Source organism: Vibrio sp. 1F255 (assembly GCF_041439145.1).
Classification (GTDB): Bacteria; Pseudomonadota; Gammaproteobacteria; order Enterobacterales; family Vibrionaceae; genus Vibrio; species Vibrio crassostreae_C.
In genome coordinates this window covers 37,960-60,127 of sequence record NZ_JBGONQ010000030.1, presented here as the reverse complement: position 1 = coordinate 60,127, position 22,168 = coordinate 37,960, and the positions used below count along the sequence as shown (strand labels likewise).

The 22,168-nt window shown below is 44.3% G+C and carries 21 protein-coding genes; 8 read left to right on the top strand and 13 right to left on the bottom strand.

All coding sequences use genetic code 11. The features are described from left to right. Window positions 1–24 precede the first annotated feature (24 nt). Complete coding sequence (locus ACED41_RS16455) at window positions 25–765, bottom strand: SDR family oxidoreductase (RefSeq protein WP_017062618.1); 741 nt, start codon at window positions 763–765, stop codon at window positions 25–27. Between the two features lie 529 nt (window positions 766–1,294). Then, window positions 1,295–1,978, bottom strand: coding sequence for an SH3 domain-containing protein (locus tag ACED41_RS16450; RefSeq protein WP_017069149.1), 684 nt, complete (start codon window positions 1,976–1,978; stop codon window positions 1,295–1,297). A 96-nt stretch (window positions 1,979–2,074) separates the two neighbouring features. Between ACED41_RS16450 and ACED41_RS16445 the strand changes: the two genes are divergently transcribed. Together ACED41_RS16445 and ACED41_RS16440 are read left to right on the top strand one after the other, a co-directional pair. After that, window positions 2,075–2,650 (top strand): hypothetical protein, encoded by a 576-nt coding sequence (locus tag ACED41_RS16445; RefSeq protein ID WP_371725296.1) that lies wholly within the window; start codon window positions 2,075–2,077, stop codon window positions 2,648–2,650. 269 nt (window positions 2,651–2,919) lie between these two features. Next, on the top strand, window positions 2,920–3,162 hold the full coding sequence (locus tag ACED41_RS16440) for a hypothetical protein (RefSeq protein WP_017062621.1): 243 nt from the start codon (window positions 2,920–2,922) through the stop codon (window positions 3,160–3,162). A 169-nt stretch (window positions 3,163–3,331) separates the two neighbouring features. On the opposite strand, the gene ACED41_RS16435 is transcribed toward ACED41_RS16440, so the two are convergent. Continuing rightward, window positions 3,332–3,790, bottom strand: coding sequence for an Lrp/AsnC family transcriptional regulator (locus ACED41_RS16435; RefSeq protein WP_017062622.1), 459 nt, complete (start codon window positions 3,788–3,790; stop codon window positions 3,332–3,334). Window positions 3,791–3,939: 149 nt separating this feature from the next. On the opposite strand from ACED41_RS16435, the gene ACED41_RS16430 reads away from it, so the two are divergent. Beyond that, window positions 3,940–4,869 carry a DMT family transporter gene (locus ACED41_RS16430; RefSeq protein WP_017064490.1) on the top strand — a complete coding sequence of 310 codons (930 nt, stop codon included), beginning with the start codon at window positions 3,940–3,942 and terminating at the stop codon, window positions 4,867–4,869. A gap of 158 nt (window positions 4,870–5,027) precedes the next feature. Further along, the gene (locus ACED41_RS16425; protein ID WP_017064489.1) at window positions 5,028–5,492 is read left to right on the top strand and encodes a hypothetical protein; all 465 of its coding nucleotides are present in this window, start codon (window positions 5,028–5,030) and stop codon (window positions 5,490–5,492) included. 48 nt (window positions 5,493–5,540) lie between these two features. On the opposite strand, the gene ACED41_RS16420 is transcribed toward ACED41_RS16425, so the two are convergent. The 6 genes from ACED41_RS16420 to ACED41_RS16395 all read right to left on the bottom strand — a co-directional run bounded on the left by ACED41_RS16420 (window position 5,541) and on the right by ACED41_RS16395 (window position 9,908). Continuing rightward, the gene (locus ACED41_RS16420) at window positions 5,541–6,914 is read right to left on the bottom strand and encodes a HAMP domain-containing sensor histidine kinase (RefSeq protein ID WP_017067447.1); all 1,374 of its coding nucleotides are present in this window, start codon (window positions 6,912–6,914) and stop codon (window positions 5,541–5,543) included. A 66-nt stretch (window positions 6,915–6,980) separates the two neighbouring features. Further along, complete coding sequence (locus ACED41_RS16415) at window positions 6,981–7,712, bottom strand: response regulator transcription factor (protein WP_017067448.1); 732 nt, start codon at window positions 7,710–7,712, stop codon at window positions 6,981–6,983. Window positions 7,713–7,793: 81 nt separating this feature from the next. After that, window positions 7,794–8,474, bottom strand: a complete 681-nt coding sequence (locus ACED41_RS16410) for a spondin domain-containing protein (protein WP_017062627.1) — start codon at window positions 8,472–8,474, stop codon at window positions 7,794–7,796. Window positions 8,475–8,483: 9 nt separating this feature from the next. Next, window positions 8,484–9,167, bottom strand: coding sequence for a spondin domain-containing protein (locus ACED41_RS16405; protein WP_371725295.1), 684 nt, complete (start codon window positions 9,165–9,167; stop codon window positions 8,484–8,486). Then, complete coding sequence (locus ACED41_RS16400; protein ID WP_017067451.1) at window positions 9,160–9,300, bottom strand: hypothetical protein; 141 nt, start codon at window positions 9,298–9,300, stop codon at window positions 9,160–9,162. The genes ACED41_RS16405 and ACED41_RS16400 overlap by 8 nt, the downstream gene beginning before the upstream one ends. 266 nt (window positions 9,301–9,566) lie before the next feature. After that, on the bottom strand, window positions 9,567–9,908 hold the full coding sequence (locus ACED41_RS16395; RefSeq protein WP_017062629.1) for a YggL family protein: 342 nt from the start codon (window positions 9,906–9,908) through the stop codon (window positions 9,567–9,569). Window positions 9,909–10,162: 254 nt separating this feature from the next. On the opposite strand from ACED41_RS16395, the gene ACED41_RS16390 reads away from it, so the two are divergent. Next, window positions 10,163–12,190 carry a PhoX family phosphatase gene (locus ACED41_RS16390; RefSeq protein WP_371725294.1) on the top strand — a complete coding sequence of 676 codons (2,028 nt, stop codon included), beginning with the start codon at window positions 10,163–10,165 and terminating at the stop codon, window positions 12,188–12,190. Between the two features lie 254 nt (window positions 12,191–12,444). Here ACED41_RS16390 and ACED41_RS16385 read toward each other — a convergent pair whose 3' ends face one another. The 3 genes from ACED41_RS16385 to ACED41_RS16375 all read right to left on the bottom strand — a co-directional run bounded on the left by ACED41_RS16385 (window position 12,445) and on the right by ACED41_RS16375 (window position 15,684). Continuing rightward, a complete protein-coding gene (locus tag ACED41_RS16385) occupies window positions 12,445–13,065 on the bottom strand; it encodes a LysE family translocator (protein WP_017064486.1) in 621 nt (206 codons plus the stop codon). A 166-nt stretch (window positions 13,066–13,231) separates the two neighbouring features. After that, complete coding sequence (locus ACED41_RS16380; RefSeq protein ID WP_017069159.1) at window positions 13,232–14,518, bottom strand: DEAD/DEAH box helicase; 1,287 nt, start codon at window positions 14,516–14,518, stop codon at window positions 13,232–13,234. Between the two features lie 182 nt (window positions 14,519–14,700). Beyond that, the gene (locus ACED41_RS16375; protein WP_371725293.1) at window positions 14,701–15,684 is read right to left on the bottom strand and encodes a GTP-binding protein; all 984 of its coding nucleotides are present in this window, start codon (window positions 15,682–15,684) and stop codon (window positions 14,701–14,703) included. A 551-nt stretch (window positions 15,685–16,235) separates the two neighbouring features. Between ACED41_RS16375 and clcA the strand changes: the two genes are divergently transcribed. Continuing rightward, window positions 16,236–17,642 (top strand): H(+)/Cl(-) exchange transporter ClcA, encoded by a 1,407-nt coding sequence (clcA, locus tag ACED41_RS16370; protein WP_017064484.1) that lies wholly within the window; start codon window positions 16,236–16,238, stop codon window positions 17,640–17,642. 206 nt (window positions 17,643–17,848) lie between these two features. Further along, complete coding sequence (locus ACED41_RS16365; protein WP_104216296.1) at window positions 17,849–18,829, top strand: TDT family transporter; 981 nt, start codon at window positions 17,849–17,851, stop codon at window positions 18,827–18,829. A 158-nt stretch (window positions 18,830–18,987) separates the two neighbouring features. On the opposite strand, the gene hmpA is transcribed toward ACED41_RS16365, so the two are convergent. Then, window positions 18,988–20,184, bottom strand: a complete 1,197-nt coding sequence (hmpA, locus tag ACED41_RS16360; RefSeq protein ID WP_017062636.1) for an NO-inducible flavohemoprotein — start codon at window positions 20,182–20,184, stop codon at window positions 18,988–18,990. 368 nt (window positions 20,185–20,552) lie between these two features. Here hmpA and norR point away from each other — a divergent pair, with 368 nt between their 5' ends. Continuing rightward, window positions 20,553–22,145: a nitric oxide reductase transcriptional regulator NorR gene (gene norR, locus ACED41_RS16355; RefSeq protein ID WP_017072223.1), complete on the top strand. Its 1,593-nt coding sequence runs from the start codon at window positions 20,553–20,555 to the stop codon at window positions 22,143–22,145. Window positions 22,146–22,168 lie beyond the last annotated feature (23 nt).

Sequence of the window (22,168 nt, the reverse complement as noted above, 5' to 3'; positions counted from 1 at the left end):
TTCCAACCCCTTCAGTTTCGCCAATTACTGCATGTACAAGCCGCCATTCACAGACAATGTTTCGCCTGTAATGTACGCGCCAGATTCACTCGCTAAAAAGCCCACTGCGTCTGCAATTTCAACAGGTGTTGCTAAGCGTTTCATCGGAATTTGGTTCTTGATTGAATCCAGTACTTCAGGCTTCATTTGCTCAACCATAGGAGTTGCTGTGTAGCCAGGGGCAATCACGTTCACGGTTACGCCGCTACGAGCGCCTTCTGCAGCCAAAGCTTTAGAAAAACCAATCATTCCAGCTTTCGCTGCTGAGTAGTTAGTCTGTCCAAATTGACCTTTAAGACCATTGACGGAAGAGATGTTGATGACACGGCAGTTACCTTTCTCACACATAGGAGCGAACAAAGGTTGAGTCACGTTGAACAGACTGTTTAGGTTTGTTTCAATCACGTCTTTCCACGCTTCGGCATCCATCTTTTTAAAGACGCTATCACGTGTAATACCTGCGTTATTGACTAGTACATCCACCGTGCCTTCTTCTTCTAACAACTTGCTTAAGCTCAGCGCACATTCCGCAGTATTGGTAACATCTAATTCAAACAATCTCACTTGATCTTCGGTGAATTGTTTTTCGTTAAACCAATCCAAGGCACATTGGTAATTTCCAGTAAAATAAGTCGCGATAACACGATAGCCGTCTGCAACTAATTTAGAGGAAATTGCTGAGCCGATACCGCCTTTTGACCCTGTAATTAAAGCAAGCTTTTTCATTAATGGTTCCATCCCTTACAAGCAATTAAATAACAATGATGTTAATAAGATAATGTCTTAGTTGATAATTAAACTTTACGTTTTGCTTTAATTAAACCCTACAACTCAAAATCAAAAATTATTATTACAAATATAAAATATTTTCGTATTATGATTAAAAACTAGACTTGCATCCCAAAACCAATGAAATGTTACGATTGTGTAAATCAACGCAAGACTCTGATATTAATAAGGTTTGTTTAATTTTACTTTTATCACCAAGCAGATAAGCCTTTGTAAATACGGGATAAATCTATATCTCTCAGCTTGTTTCAAGAATAATGCAATGTGGGAATTTGAAATGATTGATCACGAGAATAATAACAAAACTCTTATTAGCCATTAATAAATGGTTCCTAATTATTCTATATAACCTTCGATATAATTAACGTTCTAAATGGGAAAGATGAACATTATGGATAGACAAAAAAGCCCACTCAACCTATGAGTGGGCTTTAGTAAATAGCATTATTAAATAGAGCGTGGGATCTTACTTCGTAAATATTTCATTTGTATTTACATCAAGATAAATTTTGTTTTCAAGGGACAACCCACCACAATAAATAAAATATACATCTCGATTGCTGTACTTAACAGATTTCACCCATCCGCCTAATTCTTCAAAATCACTTGGGGCACACTCCCCCTCAGAGATCAGTTTAGCCACCGAATTACGGAATTTTTCTTGATGGATCTTGAGGTCATCAGACTTAACCAAATAGGAATCCAATATCTCTTTGCTTTCTTTTTCCGAAATAATGACTTCATCATTCGATAAGCCTGACATAGAGACCCATTCCGCCGTCTGTGGGCCGCCTTCTTTAAGGACTATATAGTCTGAGATACGTGCCCATTCGCCTTGTTTCTCGAGTACCACCACCTTTTCCCCTTTATAGAGGTAATCTGTTATCAAGCCATCAATTTCAGGTTGCTCGACCACTTCAAGCTTTCTCTCCAAAACGTAAAATTCCGTCTGCTCGGGTTCAGGCTGAAGATCCATGATGGGTACAAGGTCAGATTCAGATTGCTCGGTAGCTTCTAACGCCGGCTCTTCCGTTTTCTCTTGTGGGATTGGGTCTTTATTCATGACTAAGAAGTAGTATGCCGCTCCTCCCCCTCCGCCCAATATCAACAACACAAGTAAAGCGATCAGCGCTTTTTTCATCAAATCCACCAGCTCTTCCGTTATAGGTATGTCTCAAGTGTACATCAACTCATGCTGCTGCTCATCTATACTCTCAATAGAGCGCACGGTAAGTAGAGGAAAGTCATGATTTTTTGGGGGAAAGTTATCATTGTAAGCGCAACTTTTAGTGCCAATGTCGCTCTAGCGAATCATTGTGACCGTGAAAACTGGCAAACACTGTTGGATCGTCAGCTCTCTTTTGAAGGTCGCTATAATCAGTACACCAAAGAGTTCAACCAAGTTCTTTCAACCTATGAGTCACAGACATTGTTATCTAAACACTTTAATGAAAAGCAGATCATTGAGCTTTGGGCAAAGTATGAAGAAAGGTTTAATGTGCAGCTCAATAGTCATATGAATACCGCGTATGACGTCTCCGAGGTTTTGCTACAACAGGCGTATGTTGTGTCTAGTGAACTTGAAGGCGCTGACTCTCTAGCGTATTCATGGCAAGCCGTCGCCAAACACTGCACCAAAGCAAGACTCCCGCGCCAGGCAGAAAGCGCAAAGGTGCACGTACAAAGCTCACAATCACTCTCCCGAGATCTCCATACACTCAGTGAAAAATTCCGTCAGCTGTCTTCAAAATACCGCAGAGAAGCGACGATGATTGATGAAGCGCGCCACATAAACCAACCAGCAAACGATGCATCAAACTGAAATCACCATTAGATTCTCTCACTCGTTCGACTGGACTTTTCCGATAAATATGCTCAATCCCATTCATAATATTCTAAGAACTCGTTAATCAAAGCTTTATCAATAGGTTGTAAAAGTAATGTGCTATCTATCAACAATGAAGTTCAATTTCCGACCAATGCAAGCGAGTATGTGAGATATTCATCACAAAATAGATTTACAAACGCCAGAAAATTGTTATCATGAATCTTCATATAACTTAATAACAAGAAACATTTTGGCTAGGTAATATGCAAAAGACTATGGCTTTCAACTGCTTGAGTAACACGGAATGGACTGCAGAGATAAGAGGTAAACTTTTATCTGTAGCTAAACACATGGAAGAGTTCGGTTCAGTAAGTGAGCTAGAGCTATGTAAGATATTTGGAGAGACAATTTGGAATGACGGCGTGGATTATCATTCACATGCTTTTTCATTCAGAATTAATGCACAAACTGGGGATTGTTCAATCTCTAACTTTAAGTATCACTAAGTTTTGCACCTATCATATACGGAGTACCTTTCACGAGGTGCTCCGTTTTTTATTGCCTGAAGCCTGACACTTAATGGATGATTTTTGATATTGACCGCGCTTCTACTTCAGGAGTAAACCATTTCGTTTTCAGCTCATTCTGCCTTCGTGTTACTGCTCAGAGTTTGGCTTAATCGGTATAAATTGGCAGTGGTGCATTGCCTTTTACTTGTCTTATCGCAAGGTGGGTATGAATATCTTTCACGTTAGAGAGCCTTTGAAGTTTTCTTGTAAATGCCTCGTAGGCCATCAAGTTCGGGCTAACCACTTCTAGCAAATAGTCATAAGCCCCAGATACAACGTGGCAACTGATCACCTCTTCCATCTCTACAACAGCCGCCTCAAACTTATCTATCGACACTTCTTGGTGGTTGTTTAGGCTCACCTCAACAAACACACTCATTGCGATGCCGACTTGTTCTCGTGACAAGCTCACACGATAACCGTCAATAATGCCCTTTTCTTCTAGCCTTTTGACTCGTCTTGCACAAGGCGAAGGTGATAAACCCACTTCATCAGCAAGTTCAGCCGTGGTTAACCTGCCATCTTTTTGTAGCAGTTCGAGAAGATGCCTATCAATTCTATCCATAGTAAATGCCAAACATTAGTTAAATCCGTTAATTATTTGGTGAATATTAGCAGAAATCATCAACGATAGTTCAAGTTTAGCCAAAACTTGCCAACCTGTGGCACACCAACTGTTCCATAATGAGTCATCACCCACTCTCCTTCTATATTATGAATCTTGGCTACTTATCTATTACTGTCACCCTACTCATTTGGGCGAGCTTTTTTCTTTCTCTTAAAGGCGGCGCAAATTCAGATTTAACACCTGCCGATATCGCTCTCACAAGATTTCTCATACCGGCTTTGGTGTTATTGCCTTTGATGTGGAAAGCACGCAGCGCAATTGCCGTCGTCCCTAAACGGTATCTAACGGGTATGTTCGTAGGTAGCGGATTACCTTATCTGCTTGTTGCCGGAACGGCCATGCAGTTTGTTCCGGTATCTCATGGCAGTGCTCTTGTTCCGGGCACGCTTCCTCTGTTCGTTACAGGAATTGCGGTACTCTTTTTTAAGCAGCCACTCAGCCGACATCGTGTTGTTGGTTTAGGTTTGGTTTTGCTCGGCATACTGTTGTTTTTAGGGAGTAGCTTAAGCAGCTTCAACTTCGAATACACCAAAGGTCATTTGTTGTTTTTATGCGGAAGCTTAATGTGGGCGATGTTCACCATCTCAGCCCGTGTCGCTAATCTTAATGCGTTAGTCAGTGCCGGTTTTATTTCTCTCTGTTCTACTTTGCTTTTACTCGTCCTAATCCTGACTGGAACCCTCCCAAGCCACCTAATGGACACACCAATCGCTAATTGGCCCTTCACGGAGCTTGCCGTTCATTCAACAGTGCAAGGCGTTGGGGCGGGTTTAATCGCTGCGTTCACTTACCTTTATGCGGTGAATACCTTAGGGGCTGAACGCTCTGCCGCTTTTGGCAGTGCAACACCCGCAGTGGCGACCTTGTTGGCGATCCCACTATTCAACGAGATTCCTGATGCGATGACTTGGCTCGCCCTTGGTTCTATTTGCATCGGCAGTTTGGTCGCGAGCAACATATTCATGAGAAACGACCAGTCGATGCAGTACCAACCGCCAAGCCATAGCAAAGCCTGATACTGCGTTCAAACCTAAATACAGTTCCCCTAAGCATCGATTTTAGGGCTTGTAGTACACAGATAAGCCTGCCAACGCAGGCTTATCTAAAATCTGCTTTTTCTAAACTCGCTTCTCCATTAAACTGTCCGACCTTTTTGCAGATCCAAGAGAACACCATGCAACGCGACTACACCTTAAATTGCTTAATCACCATGCCTCGCCATGAACTAGAAGAATTTAGTTTAAGAATGATTCATCGCCTTGTACCTGAAGATGCAATGACGGAATTGTTTACGTTCGAGCAAGAAGAAGTCACCAGCGAAGAACGCATGCAATCAGCGAAATTTGACGCAATGCTTCGAATGACAGCTATCGCGCTTGGTGAAGTAAACCTAGCCTTCTCAGAGTCGGATAACTCGCAACAGAACATCGAGCGAATGACTCGCCTACTGCTTTGGCACTTCTACTCAATTTCTTTCAACCTTGAAGAAGCAATCGCAATCGAAGTGCACTGTGAGAAAGTAGAAAAGATCTTAAAGAATGCACCTAAAGATGCGTTTGGCTGGGTTAAAGAATTAACTGAGCTACTTCACTTCTACGCGAAAGTGAACGAAGGCAACGAAGACAGAAAAGACGCTTAACGTTAGTTCTACGTAAGTATACATCGAGCTAAACGAAGGCAGACAGAGCTATACCGAAGGCAAATAAAAGCTTTGCTGAAAGGAGTTCTCTGCCTTTGTTGTTTCTAGCACGCTGTGATGTAACATCAGTATCGACTGCGCGATCTTGGTTCCTATTCCCAAAGAACCATTCGGCGCTTCCAGTTCAACCTCATTATGAATCACCACCTTCACCCGTTTGGAATCCGCTTCAAAACCAACATCTAACGACACCACAGTGCCACTTGGGCTATGCCTCAATGCATTATCTAACAGATTCAAAATCAACCTCTCAAGCAGATCACTGTCACCCACAGCCTTGATTCCAATAGGCATATTAATGTTCAACTCAACATTTTTATGGCGATATTTGCTTTGTATCGTTTCTAAGCATTCGCTCATCAGCCCATTGAAATCGATTGAAGCGTATTGATGTGTGGGTACCGGGTTATCTTTCTTGGCGCTATCTAACAGCGAATGGAGCTGTTCAGATAACTTGTTGCCATTGCGATATGCCACATCTATGAGTGGATCCGAATGTGGGTTTTGAATCCTCCACGTTTCTAGATACCCCAATACACTCGACAATGGCGTTTTCAAATCATGACTGAGCTGTAATAAGCTTTGTCTTCGATGTGACGACTGATATTCAAGTTGCAAAAATTGCTGTTGAATGTGCTTCGCCATCAACTGATACGAGCGTGCAATCGGCACCAATTCTGGTACTTGATGAATGAAGTTCGGGTCCAATCGAAAATCTTGCTCTGCTTGTTGTTGCAGCTTGTTTGTAACTTCTTCGATAGGGTTTAAGAGGCTGCGCTTCACGAGCAGGTAAGCCCCAATCGCAAAACCTAAGATAGAGATCAGCATAAGTCCTGCTAGCGCCATATAAGGTGTGTCGACTTGCGAATTAGCAATCACGGTATGGCGATTACTGCCAATCAACACATACAGATAGCCAACGGTCGAACCTAGCTCTTCAATCGCTGCCACGGAAAATACCTTGCGAGCCCCCGGATTTATCGGATCTTCCCCCAGAATGGGATAAGGCTCGTCGTTTAAAAACTGTTGAATGGGTGCTAAGTCTATCTGGTTGGCTAACACAGTGCCTTCTGGCGCAGCGTGCGTCGTGATATTTCCTTGGCTGTCGAGAAAATAAATGTCGAAATCGGGACCAATCAACATCAAGGTATGAAATATGGATTTAAGGGCTTTGGGGTTGTAGTCAGTCCCTATCATCAGAGGGTTATCATCGCGCATATGAACCGCGAGCTCTTTGTGTAAGCTCTGCTTAGTTCTTTGTTCTATGGTCTCTTTTTGCCAATTATAGGTATAAGCAATCACCACACTCACGAGCAGAAACCACAAACTGGTGAACAACACTAAACGCGATTTGAAACTCATGTTCTCTCCTCGATGGCTCTTAGGTCTTACTGGCCTTTTAGTAAACTTCGGACGCGACACATAGGCCTAAGCTTTCGACTCAAACTTATAACCAACACCCCAAACGGTTTTAATGAAATCATCATCACTATTCGGCATCGCAAGCTTGGTTCTTAGACGGTTGACTGTGCTACACACGGTATGGTGATAGCCAGAGTGATGAGTATTCCAAACATGATCGAGCAGCTCGTCTTTGCTATACACACGCCCCGGGCGGGTTGCTAAGAAATGAAGTAAGGTAAACTCGGTAGCTGTCAGCGGTACGTCTTGGTTATTGAGTGACACCTGATGGCGTTCAGGTTGAATAGTGAGCACACCAAAATTCATAATCGATTCTGCTGTCACAACCTCTTGAGTCGCTGATTCGACATGGCTTAAACGGCGAAGCACGTTCCTCACTCTTGCTTGAAACTCGAGAACGCTGAAAGGTTTCGTTATGTAGTCATCAACACCGGCTTCTAAGCCTGACACCTTATCTAACTCAGCGTCTCTTGCGGTTAGCATGAGTACTGGCGTCCAATCCTCTTGCTGACGCAACATTCGACAGAAATCGAGTCCGTCACCGTCTGGTAAGCCACGATCCAGTACGATCAAATCGAAATGACCCTCTTTATAGAGCGCCTGAGCCTTTTCAATCACATTAGCTCTGATTACGTTATGCCCTTGGAACTTAAGATGCATCTGCACCAGTTCAGCCAAGTCATCATCGTCTTCAACCAACAATATGTTTGCCATCAAATTTACCGCAGCACTATTCATGATCCCTGCTCTATTCTGAGTCTGCCCACCTTTCAATTGACCGGAACAGAGCAGGAATTCTTTCATCGTACTTTGACCCTGTTACTCAGTTCGAGTAATGGTGATTCTTGCTCCGGGGTTAAGGAAACGATGATTGGCACTTAAAGTAGAAGTCGTAAGGCCGTCATCTTGGCTAATTACGCCAGAGTGGAAACTCACTACATCTGTGTCGTCTCGTGTGGTATTAAAACCTTCACCACCGCCTGCTGGTCCCGGAATGGTTGCAGCAAGCTCATCGTTCAGCTCAGTTCCCGAATCCCAAACATTCATGTTCATGGTAAAGGTATCACCCACCGCTAATGACTTGAGTGATAATCCGGATTCGCCGACAAACGCATCATTGGTGTTCACCAACATCGAAGCAACTGAGATATACCCTTCTTGATTTGGGTCGACACGAATCGACACCGTGTCTTGCTCACCTGAAAGAATCAGTCCATTGCCTGAGATGCCTTGATAAACATTGGCGTCACTGTCACTGAGCGCAAGCAATTGTGCATTACTACCCCCTTCCGCCAAGTATTCCAGATCGACAGAGGCACTTTGCCCAACTTCAAACAGATCAAAATTCGTATTGTGAGTCAACACCGCGAGTGGTGACATTGGTTGATTGGGGGTGAGGTTAGTAACACTCACATCATAGCGATAGTAATCGTCGTCATCGTCCGGACAACCCGCTAACACAGCTACTGATGCAGCGATAAATAGAATTCTAGCTTTCATACATCCCCCTTACTTCACAACAATGGTGATAGTTGCAACAGGGTTTAACCATCGATGGCTACTGCTATCGAGGTCACTGATGCCGCCCGCCGCATCACCATCACCAATGTTACCTGGATGAATATGAACCTTAGCGTTTGATACTGCCGTTTCTACACCTGTGCCACCAGCGCCAAAGGTAATGAATGGAGAGTTCGGCATACTGCCCGCCAGCTCATCATTGGCTTCTGTGCCTGCGTCATAACCATTTAGAGTCGCTTTGTAGGTGCCCGCTTGAGTTGGGATCTTCCAGCTATCTAGACCAACAAAGCCGTCGTTTGTCGGCAGCAACATTGCACCCAATGATAGGTACTCTAAATCACCAGTACTGATATCAAACGTAGTTGCGACGCCTGGATTGAGGATGCCGGCCGCTGGGTTCTCAACCACCACGCCTCCCGCGTTGGCAATGACACCAGATAAACCTGAAATATCGCCACCTTCGGCCATGGACTCTAGTTCCGAAGAAGCCGTTTCACCCGTTCTAAACATGAACAAGCTTGAGTCATGAGCCGCCGCTAAGATAGGCGTAAAGTAGATCCCTTTCGTTGCATTAGTGACAGTGACTTCAAGCTCAGCAGCCTGAACTTGAGCCGCTCCGAAGGCCAACATAGCCGAGCTGATCACTAAGCTGATTTGAGTACGTTTATTCATTTTGATTCCATCCTTTATCGAGTCCTATCGTTGCCAACAAAACGAATAACAGCGATATACCGTTACCTTTGCCAGAACGAACTGTGGTGTTGTTGACTCTAAGAATGACGATCAAATCTATCAGCAACTTCATTGAATTCTCATAAAACTCTCACAAGTTTATCCAAACTTATTACTGCAAATAAAAATAGCGATAAAGTACTAATATTTAATCGAAAAATATCAATTTATCATTTACGTCAGAAGGGATAGAAAAGAAGATAAAGAATAGAAATGGAACGAATAAAACGCAAAAAGGCCGAATCGATTTAACGATTCGGCCTTTATTCTAGCGTACTGTTGTTACTCTTTCCTAAGCCGTATTTGGCCTTTCAATCGAGCTAACAACACAACATCAAATTAGAACGCGTAGTTTGCGTCAATCAGTTCGCTAACTTCCACTTTGCTTACTTCAGCACGAGCTTCAAGCCATTGAGCAACTTGCAGTTGTTCTGCTTCTGTTACTGAACGGTAGCGCTCAATCGAGCATAAGAAACCTTCAAACAGCTCAAGGCCGCCGCCACCAAAGCACAGACCGATGCTGTCGATGAAATCAATGAACTCATCAATGAACACATCGTATTGATCAAAATCAGTAATCGATGTCTTGCAGCTTACTTCAAAACCCAGAATCGCGAATTCACCTAGGTATAGCTTTTTGCGTAGGCGACGATTTTTGTTTTCGATTTTATCTAATTTCATAACTGCCTCTCTTTTCGTTTGATAAAGCATTTATACACAGTTCCACATCAATCCCCAAGAGTTTTGTATTACACAAGGGTGTTAATGGCAAAAATCGTGCTACAGAAACAAAACCTTAATCAAATCTATAAAAATCTGTCACTTAACTGCTTCACGATTAGTCACACATTGACCCAACTTATTAACCAATTAGTTAGTAGGTGGGTAAGTCATGAATAACGCATAATAAAATCAGCCAATAGGAAGCAGTAAAGATGAGCAAGGAAACATTTGATAGCACTCGTTTTAATAAGAGCAAAAACAAACCCTTCGAAGAAGTTTTAGATGCGAACCTTTCAAGAAGAAATGTTCTCAAAGGCGGTTTAGGCATCAGTGCAATGACGGCGTTTGGTGCTTTTGGTTTAGCAGGCCACAGCACAGCGCACGCGGCGACAGCATCATCTAGCGCACCGCAAAAAAGCACTGCTACACTTGCATTCGAATCGGTTAAAGGTTCACTGACAGACAGTGTCGTTGTGCCAAAAGGCTATACAGCACAAGTATTGGTTCCTTGGGGTACTCCACTTAACAAGCAAGGCAATGCTTGGTTAAAAGATGGAACCAACAACGCACAAGATCAAGCAAACTCACTGGGCATGCACCACGACGGCATGCACTTCTTCCCGCTTAATGGCAACAGCAACGACGGTTTGTTGGTGATTAATCACGAATACATCGACCAAAAAGCACTGCACGCTAATGGTCCTACATACGATGAAGGCAACCGCCCTAGCCTTGATGAAGTACGTAAAGAGATCAACGCACACGGCGTGAGTGTGGTTCGTGTAAAACTTGAAGGCAACCAATGGGTGATGGTCGATAACGATCCACTTAACCGCCGCTACACAGGCGCGACCGTAATGGATCTGTCTGGTCCTGTTGCACACAGTGAATTTACCAAAACCAAGTTCTCACAAGACGGCAGCCAAGCTCGTGGCACGTTGAACAACTGTGGTAATGGCTACACACCATGGGGCACTTACCTAACGTGTGAAGAAAACTGGCCGGGTTATTTCGTTAACAAAGGCGAGACAACACCAGCGCAAGAACGTATTGGTATCGCTACCGACAAAACACGTTACGGTTGGGACACGCTTTCTGGTGACAAACAAGAACGCCTAGACGAATTTGCTCGCTTTGACGTAACACCAACAGGTGAGTCAGCAATGGACGATTACCGTAACGAAGCACACGGTCACGGCTACATTGTTGAAATCGACCCATACACAGCAAACTCTCGCGCTAAGAAACGTTCTGCACTGGGTTGTTTCCGTCACGAAGGCTGTACGTTTGGTAAGTTGACCGAAGGCGAGCCGATCGTATTCTACTCTGGTCACGATTCTCGCTTTGAATACCTATACAAATTCGTTTCTGAAGAGAAATGGGACCCGCGTGACGCAGAGCCGAGTAATCGCCTAAGTGCGGGTGACAAGTACATGGATAAAGGCACGCTGTATGTGGCTAAGTTCAACGATGACGGTTCAGGTACGTGGCTACCACTAACGTTGGGCAGCAAGACTACAAACGGCGGCAAGCTAGGTGATTCATTTGACTCTCAAGCAGCGCTTATCATCAATACAGCGGGCGCTGCCGACCTTGTTGGTGCAACGCCAATGGATCGCCCTGAATGGTGCTCTGTTGACCCAATGACGGGTACGGCTTACCTAACGCTGACTAATAACAACAAGCGTAAAGAAGCGAACTCTGCAAACCCTCGCGTAGACAACAAGTTCGGTCATGTTATCCGTTGGGATGAAGGCAAAACGGCAGGCGAGTTCGATTGGGATATCTTCGTATTTGGTTCACCAGCAGTGGAAGACAAGTCTATTAACCGCTCTGGTCTAACAGACATGAACCAGTTCGCGAGCCCTGACGGCTTAGCGTTTGATGCTCGTGGTATTTTATGGATTCAGACAGATAATGGCGCAGACGAAGTCACTGGCTACACCAATGACCAAATGCTGGCAGTGGTTCCATCTCAATTAACGGATGACCAAGGCAACAGCGCGGTAATTGATGCAAACAATCAAGCGCAGCTAAAGCGTTTCTTTGTGGGACCAAACGGATGTGAAGTAACAGGCTTTACCATCAGCCCAGATTTCAAGTCACTGTTTGTGAACATTCAACACCCGGCAAACTGGCCATCGTCTGAAGATGCAACCGCACAAACTCAAGGCAAAGTCCGCCCAAGAGCATCTACGGTTGTGATTCGTCGAGAAGACGGCGGTGAAATCGCGGTTTAAATATACAACGCAGGCTAATCAGAAACATTTCTGTTATCTAGTCTCTGTTCGCTAGCTAAGTAAAATCAAAAAGAGCGATAAGGCCAAATGCCCTATCGCTCTTTTTATATTCTATGCATTCTTCGGTTTAAGTAAGAATCCGAATTTTCAAAACTCACCGTAATCCTAAGTCGTCATCATCCCACGTACGCGTCACCCTCGAGAAGGAGGAACGACTGAGTCGGGGATCTCTGCTCGTTGTAGGCTAACCAGAATTAGCTCACGAACAACCAAACACCAACGCCCATCATCAACGTACCTGCAATGCGGTTCATCAACTTAACATTGTCGGCTTTGCCCAGCATATGCTTTAAGCTCTTTCCGCCTGTCGCGTATAAGGTCATGCAAACAAACTCAGAAACCAGAATGATTGACACGAGAATGAACAACTGCGGTGCTAAGTCTTTATTGCTGTTAATAAAAGGAGGCAGCAAAGAAATCATAAACGCCCAGCCTTTTGGGTTCGCAATTGCAGTGACAAAACCTTGAACCACCAAGTCCCAATCATTGCTGACTTTTGTTGTTTGGTTGTCAGTACTGATCGCCAGTTTGCCTCTCGAACGCCACATCTGAACGCCTAAATAAAACAGGTAACCCGCACCAACAAATTTAAAGCCCGTAAATAGCCATGGGTAATTCAACATGATCGAAGCGATACCCAATACCGCGGCAATAGAAACCACAGCGACACCAGCCAGTTCACCGATCATCATCCATAATGTACGCTTGTATCCAACACTCATTCCAAGTGTCAACGCCAAAGTCATACACATACCGGGCGTGATTGACACGAAGAAAAACGTGGGAATAAAAGCCCAAAGTAGTGCGCTATCCATATTATTACCTTATCGACTTATTTTTATTTAATAGTTCTTGTTTCTTGATCGGGCTTGAAATGAAGCGAGGTTGAAACGAAGCAGTAATGACAATAAACAATATTGCGATCAATACAAACAAAAAGAGCCACATAACAGTGGCTCTTTTTCATTACCAACCGTAATTTTACTTACGACGGTTTTTAATTCGCTTCATCATAGTCAAACGACGTTCAGCGCTTGCTTGATCTTGCGTCTCTTCGTTCGCGTTGTTCTTACGACCTTGGCGGTTTTTGTAAGCCGATTTAGTGTTCAGCTTCTCGATGTAAGCATCACGTTTCTTCGGTTCATAACCCGGTTGTTCAACACGACGAATGCGCTGTTGAATCAGTTTTTCAACTTGAACGACAGTCAACTCTTCTTCGCGGTTAACGAAAGAGACAGCGTGACCTTGCTTACCGGCACGACCTGTACGGCCAATACGGTGAACATAGTCTTCCGCTAGGAAAGGCATGTCGTAGTTAATTACGTGTGGTAAGTCTTCGATATCAAGACCACGAGCCGCAACGTCGGTTGCTACCATTACACGCGCTTTACCTTCTTTAAAATCGTCTAGAGCACGACGACGAGCACTTTGCGCTTTATCACCGTGACACAATACTGCTTTAATGCCGTCTAGCTTAAGCTCTTTAACTACATCGTTCGCTGTTTCTTTGTAGTTAACAAAAACAAGCACTTGGCGCCAGTTTTTACGACCAATCAGCTCAGAAAGCAGTTCTGTTTTACGCTCTTGATCCACTGGGTAAACCACGTGGCCGACAGTAGCAGCCGTTGAGTTTTCGCGCTCAACACTAATACGTTTTGGTTTACGCAGAATATCAACAGACAGTTGGTTTAACTGAGTAGAAGTCGTTGCAGAGAACATCATGATTTGCGGTGATGTTTCTACATCCAACATGATCTTACGAACGGCATTGATAAAGCCCATATCAAGGATACGGTCAGCTTCATCAAATACTAGAAATTCTAGGTTAGCAATAGACACGTTACCCGCTTCTAAGTGCTCTTCTAAACGGCCAGGTGTTGCAACCAAAATATCCACACCCAGTTCTAGTTGACGAACTTGTGAAGACATCTTGTTACCACCGTAAACCGCAGAAACACTTAGATCTGTGTATTTAACGTAGTCTTTAATGTTTTGAGCGATCTGCGCAGCAAGCTCACGAGTTGGAGCAAGAATAAGGCCGCGAGCCGTTCCTCTAGACGCCTTTTTACCGCTGTTCAAAAGGTGTTGGATAACAGGCAATGAAAATGCCGCTGTTTTACCCGTACCGGTTTGAGCAGTAGCAAAAATATCATGGCCTTTACGAGCCATTGGAATCGCTTTTTGTTGAATTGGAGTGAGTTTTTCATAACCACACTCAGTCAACGCTTTGACTAATTCAGGAGCAAAACCTTGAGAGGAAAATGACATTGTTACGGGTTCCTTAAGCAGACAGCCTACATTCTTATTTCAGCCGAGCACTATAAAGTAATTAGAGTGATTTATCTCACATTTATCGTGATATAACGCAAACTTTCTCATTTAATCTGGTGTTTATCCCGCCTTCAACGAGGTAAACACCAAGATCCTTGGTTCAAACAGCAAAAACAGGGCTATTTGATGCCACACAGCTTGAGTAGAATCTGCTCGAGATCGCCCCATGGCATGAGCTGCGAGTCGATCACTTCCAGTCGAGATTCAAAGCCATCAAGCGTAATTTCGTTCACAGACACGACTTGATTCGCCACATTGAATGCGTAGCAACCTTGGTCGGTGTTCACGACAGCTTTTACACGCTCGGCCGTTAGATCTGACAACATAGAGAATAGCGCATCGAAGTCGAACTTATGCTCTGCGCCAAACAACCAACCACAACTGAAATAGCCCTGTCCTTTATTCTCTTTACGGATGAAAGCTTCACCAGGAGGAAGTTGGAATTGAGGCTCTTGTTCAGCGTGATCGTGATGATGCGCTTCAATATGAGATGAAGCACTGCCGTATACTCTTTCAATGTCTAACACTTCCAATGGCACTTCACCATCGTGAATTAGCCTATGGAAGACTTTTGCTGGCGTTTGATCCGTCACCCAATCATTGAACACATCGATGTCTTCAGAATGAACAAGGTCAACCTTAGTACCAAGAATCACATCTGCACTATTTAGTTGATCATTAAAATTCTGATTCGAGGTGTACTTTTCATTAGACAGATTTCGTGGGTCAACCAAACCAAGCGTCGCTTTTAAATCGACATATGGCGTGTACTGATCGGAAGTCAGTGTCGCTATAACCTGTTTAGGGTGACCAAGCCCTGTCGGCTCAATCAATAAACGGTCTGGCTTTTGGCGAAGTAAGGCATTAATACCCACTGACATAGGCACGCCCGCAGTACAGCACATGCATCCACCCGGCACTTCTTTAATCAAAGCGCCTTGATCTGTCATTAATGCACCGTCAATACCGATTTCCCCGAACTCATTAACCAGAACAGCCCAGTTTTCATTCTCAGGTTTATTATTTAGCAGGTTCAAGATGGCTGTCGTTTTACCAACACCCAAGAAACCCGTAATGATGTTCGTAGGAACTTTTTTAGTCATATCAGTTCTCCTTTTTAAGGGAGTATATACTCAATCACCAAAAAGTTGACCCCAATCGATTGTTTACACTGAGATTCGTTAATAGAGGTTGGCGCGAAAATAATCAGAAGAGATAAACAGTAGAGGCAGAATGTGGAAATGGGATGCTCCAGACGAACTAAAGGCGTACTTACTCAGTACGCCTCACCCTCGTTACTCAATCGTGAGTTCGCGAATCAGGAAGCCTTAAATATCGACCTGAACATTTAACGAGGAACTAAAACTTTGTTTCTGAATCCATCCAAATTGTGTGTAAAACCTCACTTCTCCTTGCGGTTCGTTATGTTGCTTTACGATTTAACTATGGTTCATTTTTGGGGATATTCAAGCCGCCGCCAGAGAATCGATCAAAACTGTGACGGTGATTCCACTATTGACCATAGATTCCATTTATGTAACACGCACATTCCATAAATGAAATTCAACTTTTCATCTTTGTTGCTATAGGATATGCAGAGGAAGCGTATAATTTAATGCAACCCCGCCTTAACTCATTCAGGAAACTTATTTCTATGACCAGAAGAGAGAAAATTAAGCAGTCCTTACTAGCAAAAATGCCAAGGGATGCTATCAATCAATTTCTCTCAAGAGATAAGACCCCAGCCTCCGTTCTCTTTCTTTCTTGTATTGTGGGTGTACTTGCGGGCGTTGTGGGTACTTATTTCGAAGTTGCGGTTCATTTCATCACAGAAACTCGTACCGATTGGCTGAAAGATGAAATCGGTAGCCATTTACCATTGTGGCTTGCTGCTTTCCTTATTAGTGCGGCATTTGCCTTTATTGGCTATTTCCTCGTTCACCGATTTGCTCCAGAAGCTGCTGGCTCAGGTATCCCTGAAATCGAAGGTGCAATGGACGGCATGCGTCCTGTTCGATGGTGGAGAGTATTACCCGTAAAATTCTTTGGCGGCATGGGCGCGTTAGGCTCTGGTATGGTTTTAGGCCGCGAAGGGCCAACCGTTCAAATGGGCGGCAGTATCGGTCGTATGGTCACTGATATCTTTCGAGTCAAAGATGATGACACTCGCCACTCACTGTTGGCTTCAGGTGCCGCTGGTGGCTTAGCCGCCGCATTCAACGCACCACTGGCAGGCATCATGTTTGTAGTCGAGGAGATGAGACCGCAGTTTCGCTACTCACTCATATCAATCAAAGCCGTCATCATCTCAGCAGTTTCAGCCAACATTGTATTTCGTTCTATCAATGGCCAATCTGCCGTTATCACAATGCCTCAGTACCAGCCGCCTGAACTCGACGCACTTTGGTTATTCTTATTATTAGGTGTGTTGTTCGGCCTGTTTGGTGTGATTTTCAATAAACTGATTACGCTTTCCCAAGACCTGTTTGTGGCGATCCACAAGAATGACCGTAAACGCTACTTGATGACAGGCACCCTACTTGGCGGTTGCTTTGGCTTGTTGCTCCTTTATATACCTGAATTAACTGGTGGTGGTATTGGTATCATCCCGAACATCACGAATGGCAGCTACAGCGCCAATGTGTTGTTGTTGATTTTCTTAGGCCGAGTCCTCACTACCCTGCTTTGTTTCGGCTCTGGTGCGCCAGGCGGTATCTTTGCACCAATGCTTGCGCTAGGAACACTCTTTGGTTATGCGTTCGGGCTTATCGCAGCGGCATTCTTTCCCGAACTGAATATTGAACCGGGTATGTTTGCAATTGCTGGCATGGGAGCATTATTTGCCGCCACCGTGCGAGCGCCTATCACTGGCATACTGTTGGTTATCGAAATGACCAATAACTACTACCTGATCCTGCCGTTGATCATCACCTGCTTAGGTGCGGTAATCATTGCTCAAATGTTAGGTGGGCAGCCAATTTACAGTCAACTGCTTAACCGTACGCTGAAAAACGAAAAACTAAGACAACAAGATCTCCCTCAACAAGAGGAAGTACGTTAATTACAAATGACTCATGAAACAAAAGCACACATTCAACGTGCTTAATCTCCCGATTCCGTATCAAAATCAAAAAAGCAAACGTTAAACTTGGTATCATCCACTAAAAATTAGTTGAGTGCCCTCAAAATATATTGATGGAAGACCTACACACTCTAACTAAGGCAAATAGTCCAATATTCTGTAATTAACTAAGTCGGAGCAAGTCGTTGAACTGGAGAAGATTAACCCAAGTAAAAAATGTGCCGCCATCTCAGGCGTCTTTAGCACTTGGCGTTATTGGGTTAGGACAAGCTTGGGCGTTATATATCCCGGGCATTGGTGAGATAATTCGTCCCTACCTCGCTGCATTCGGCGCGCTATTATTGCTGCCTGTTTTACTGCGCTATTTAACGAGCTTTAATACCTTCCTTAATGATATTCGCCACCCGTTAAGCGGAAGCTTGATGGCACCAATGAGCATGGCTTTACTGATTCTGTGCGACTATTTAGCCGAGATATCGCCAGCTATCGCCTACCCAGTTTGGTTCTGCGCGCTATTGCTTCACTTTACCATGATGGTGTTGTTCTTCAGTTTTCAGATCATCAACTTCAAAATGTCGAACATTGTACCGAGTTGGTTTCTGTATCCGGTCGGTTTGATCAGCAGTTCCTTAGCTGGCACACAGTTCGGGCACACCGTATTTTCAGAAACACTTGCGGTCACTTGTATTGGTATCTATTTCCTTATGTTGCCAGTGGTGTTGTACCGCTTGGTGTTCGAAGGCAATCTTCCTCGCCGAGCAAGACCAACACTCGCTATCATGGCAGCTCCGGTTAACTTATCTTTAGCCGCTTACTTGGTTAACTTCGACAACCCAGACCCGATTCTAACAGGTGCATTGGCGGGCATTGCCATCACCATGACTTTGTTGATTTACTTGTGTTACATCCGCCTGATGCGTTTGAAGTTCCAACCTTCGATTGCTGCCGTCACCTTCCCATCTGTGATCAGCGCTATTGCCATGCATCGTCTAACTACATTTTTCGGCGCGGAATACCCACAATGGTATTGGCTACACAAGTTTGGTTTCTTTGAGCTAACCATCGCCACCATTCTAGTGATTTGGGTTGCCGGTGGTTACGTAAAAATGTACTGGCCTGAGTTTTTCGATTCCGACTACATGTCCAAGAAGATGAAACGTTCTTAGATAGAAGCGAAAAGATCTTAGCTGAACCATCGTGTTCTGCAGTAGTCGATGATGTCAGACAAAACCAACCAAACCCAAAAAGGCCTCACACTGTGAGGCCTTTGAATAGGCAAGGTATTAATAGTTCAGGCGAGTGTTACTAGAAATGCCGAGACCTATTAGAAGTTAGCGTGAGGGCCGAATACTTCGTAGTGAACGCGTGAACGGTCAACTTTCATTGCATCTAGCTGCTCTACGATGTTCTTCATGAAACCAACAGGACCACAGATGTAGAAATCGCTCTCTTCAAAGCCTTTAGTATCAGAGATAGACGCTAGATCCATTTGACCTTGATGCGTGTTTTCACATGCAGATTCATCTTTGTTCATGTACCACGTTTTCGCTTCCCAACCTTTGTCGGCAACAATATCTTTAACACGAGTCGTGAAAGAGTGTTGGCCTACGTTCTCACAAGCGTGAAGGTAAAGTACTGGCTCGTTTTTATCTTCCGTGTTTAGGAACTCAAGCATAGACTGCATTGGCGTTACACCAACACCTGCAGAGATAAGTGTTACTGGCTTGCTGCGCTCTTGATACATGAAGTCACCCGCTGGTGCGTATAGGCTAACCTCATCACCAACAGCAACCGTATCGTGTAGGTGGTTAGATACAACGCCTTGTGTCTCTTGGCCTTGTCCTTCACGTTTAACAGAAATACGGTATTGCTTGCCATTTGGCTTATCAGACAGTGAGTATTGACGAATCTCGCTGTATTGAGAGCCTTCTGGTTTCACTTCGATACCGATGTATTGACCTGGTGTGTAATCCAGAACTTCACCGCCGTCTTTTGGCTGAAGGATAAAGCTTGTTACTAGCGCTGACTCTTCGATTTTGTCTGCAATCACAAACGCACGCGCTGCTTCCCAACCACCAACAGCTTGCTTACGCTGTAGGTAAAGTTCAGCTTCACGATCGATGAATACTTGCGCCAAGAATAGGTAAGCGGCTGTCCATGCTTCTTCCACTTCTGGAGTAAAGGCGTCAGCAGCTAGTTCACGTAATGTCTCAATCAGGTGCAAACCAACAATTTGGTAGTGCTCTGGTTGAATGTTAAAGCTTGTGTGTTTCTGAGCAATACGTTCAACGGCAGTTGTTAACGCTGCTAGATTTTCAATGTTCTTTGCATATGCCGCGATAGCTTCAAACAGTGCTACGCCTTGGCGACCTGTTCTTTGGTGAGTCATATTGAAGATATCTTTCAACTCAGGGTTATGCGTGAACATACGTTGATAAAAATGCTGAGTTAAAGCTGGGCCTGCGCTCTCAAGTAGAGGAATAGTAGATTTGATGATTTCGATATGTGCATTGTTAAGCATGAATTTACTCCGAACACTGAGCCTTATGACCTATATGTCATTTTGACTACTAAAAATTAAGAATGACTTATCGATTTTCTGAAACCTTAGTTATTTTTAGAAACTGAGTTATTTTGACTCGTTTTCATTTCAAAAAATCGCGAAACCTGATTAATGCAACCTGATTGATTGAAATCAAGAATAGTCTGTTTAATCAGCGCTATAATTGGGCTTCTCTGTATCTTCTGCACAATCAGTGCCAACTTTATCAATCCCCGTCATTACTGGTTTTCTTCTCAAAACTCATCTTATAAAAATGTCAAAAAGACCTTTTTTTTAAGTCAATAAGACTCTATTATGTAGATAAACACACACAGTTAGAGTTTTTTATGCAAGATATCTCCGCATCTACCCTCATGGAAATGACCATTGGCCTCGCAAGTGGTGTCAACGATCAAGATCGTTTCAATCGCCTAATCGATGCCATTCGCAAAACCATAACGTGTGATTGTGTCGCGCTTTTAAGCCTTCAAGGCGACACGCTAGTACCTATCGCAATGCAAGGGCTCAGCCGAGATACGTTCGGTCGTCGCTTTATCATTTCAGAACACCCACGGTTTGAAGAGATCTGCGCGTCTCGCTCTCCTGTTCGTTTCGATGCTGACAGCTCCTTACCCGATCCTTTCGATGGTTTGCTTATTGACCATGATGGCGATTTACCAATGCATGCTTGTATGGGCTTGCCTTTGCTATTTGGCGATAAGCTCTTAGGTATTCTGACTCTAGACAGCTTGAAACCTGATGTCTTCGCGAATATTCCGGCGCGTAACCTTGAAGTACTGGCAGCTATTGCAGCCTCAACCATGCAGATGGCACTGACCTTCTCGCAACTTGAGCATCAAGCAAAACAGTCAAAGCAATTACTCGAAGAATTGAACGTAGAAGCGTGGGAACGTGACGGCGGCGAGTTGATTGGTAACAGTGACACCATGGTCGCACTTAAGAACGACATCGCTGTTGTCGCGCCGTCTGAATTCAACATCCTGATTCATGGTGACACCGGGGTTGGTAAAGAGCTCGTGGCTCGCACCCTGCACCACCAATCTCAACGTAAACGTAACCCACTCGTCTACGTAAACTGTGCTGCAATTCCTGAAAACTTAGTAGAGAGTGAACTGTTTGGTCACGTTCGTGGCGCGTTCACTGGCGCAGACAAAAACCGCTTAGGTAAGTTTGCTTTAGCCGATGGTGGCACACTGTTCCTTGATGAGATTGGTGAGTTGCCTTTGGCTGCTCAAAGTAAGCTCCTACGTGCGCTGCAAAACAACGAAATCCAACCTGTTGGCCAAGACAACATTCAAACTATTGATGTTCGAGTATTGGCAGCGACAAACCGAGATCTAAAACAAGAAGTTGAAGACGGTCGATTCAGAGCCGATTTGTACCACCGATTGAGTGTATACCCTATCGCGGTGCCAGCACTGAAAGATCGTGGTGACGACATCAGCCTATTAGCGGGTTTCTTCTTAGAACAAGCACGTCGTAAGCTTGGTATCAACCAAGTTAAGTTCCGCTCCGACGTTCTTTCTTTCCTAAACCGTTATGGTTGGCCGGGTAACGTGCGTGAACTTGAGCATGTGATCAGTCGTTCAGCATTGAAAGCGTTAGCGCGCAGCACCAATAAAAACCTGGTGACAATTACCAAGGAAGATTGTGGTCCACTCGACCAAGATCAGCCTATTGCGACGACACAGGTGAAGAACACACCGTTATCGACACCAACGATCGACCTTTCTGCAGGGCTACGTGGTGCAACGGACGATTTTCAACGCAGTATCATTACTGAGGTGTTGGAAGATGCCAACTTTAACTGGGCACAAGCAGGGCGAGTTCTGAAAACAGACCGAGCAAACCTGACTCGACTGTCTAAGCGTTTAGGGCTAAATGTGGCTAAGTCTCACACGATCGAACGGACAAAATAGATATTAGCGGTTTGTTGCGAGCA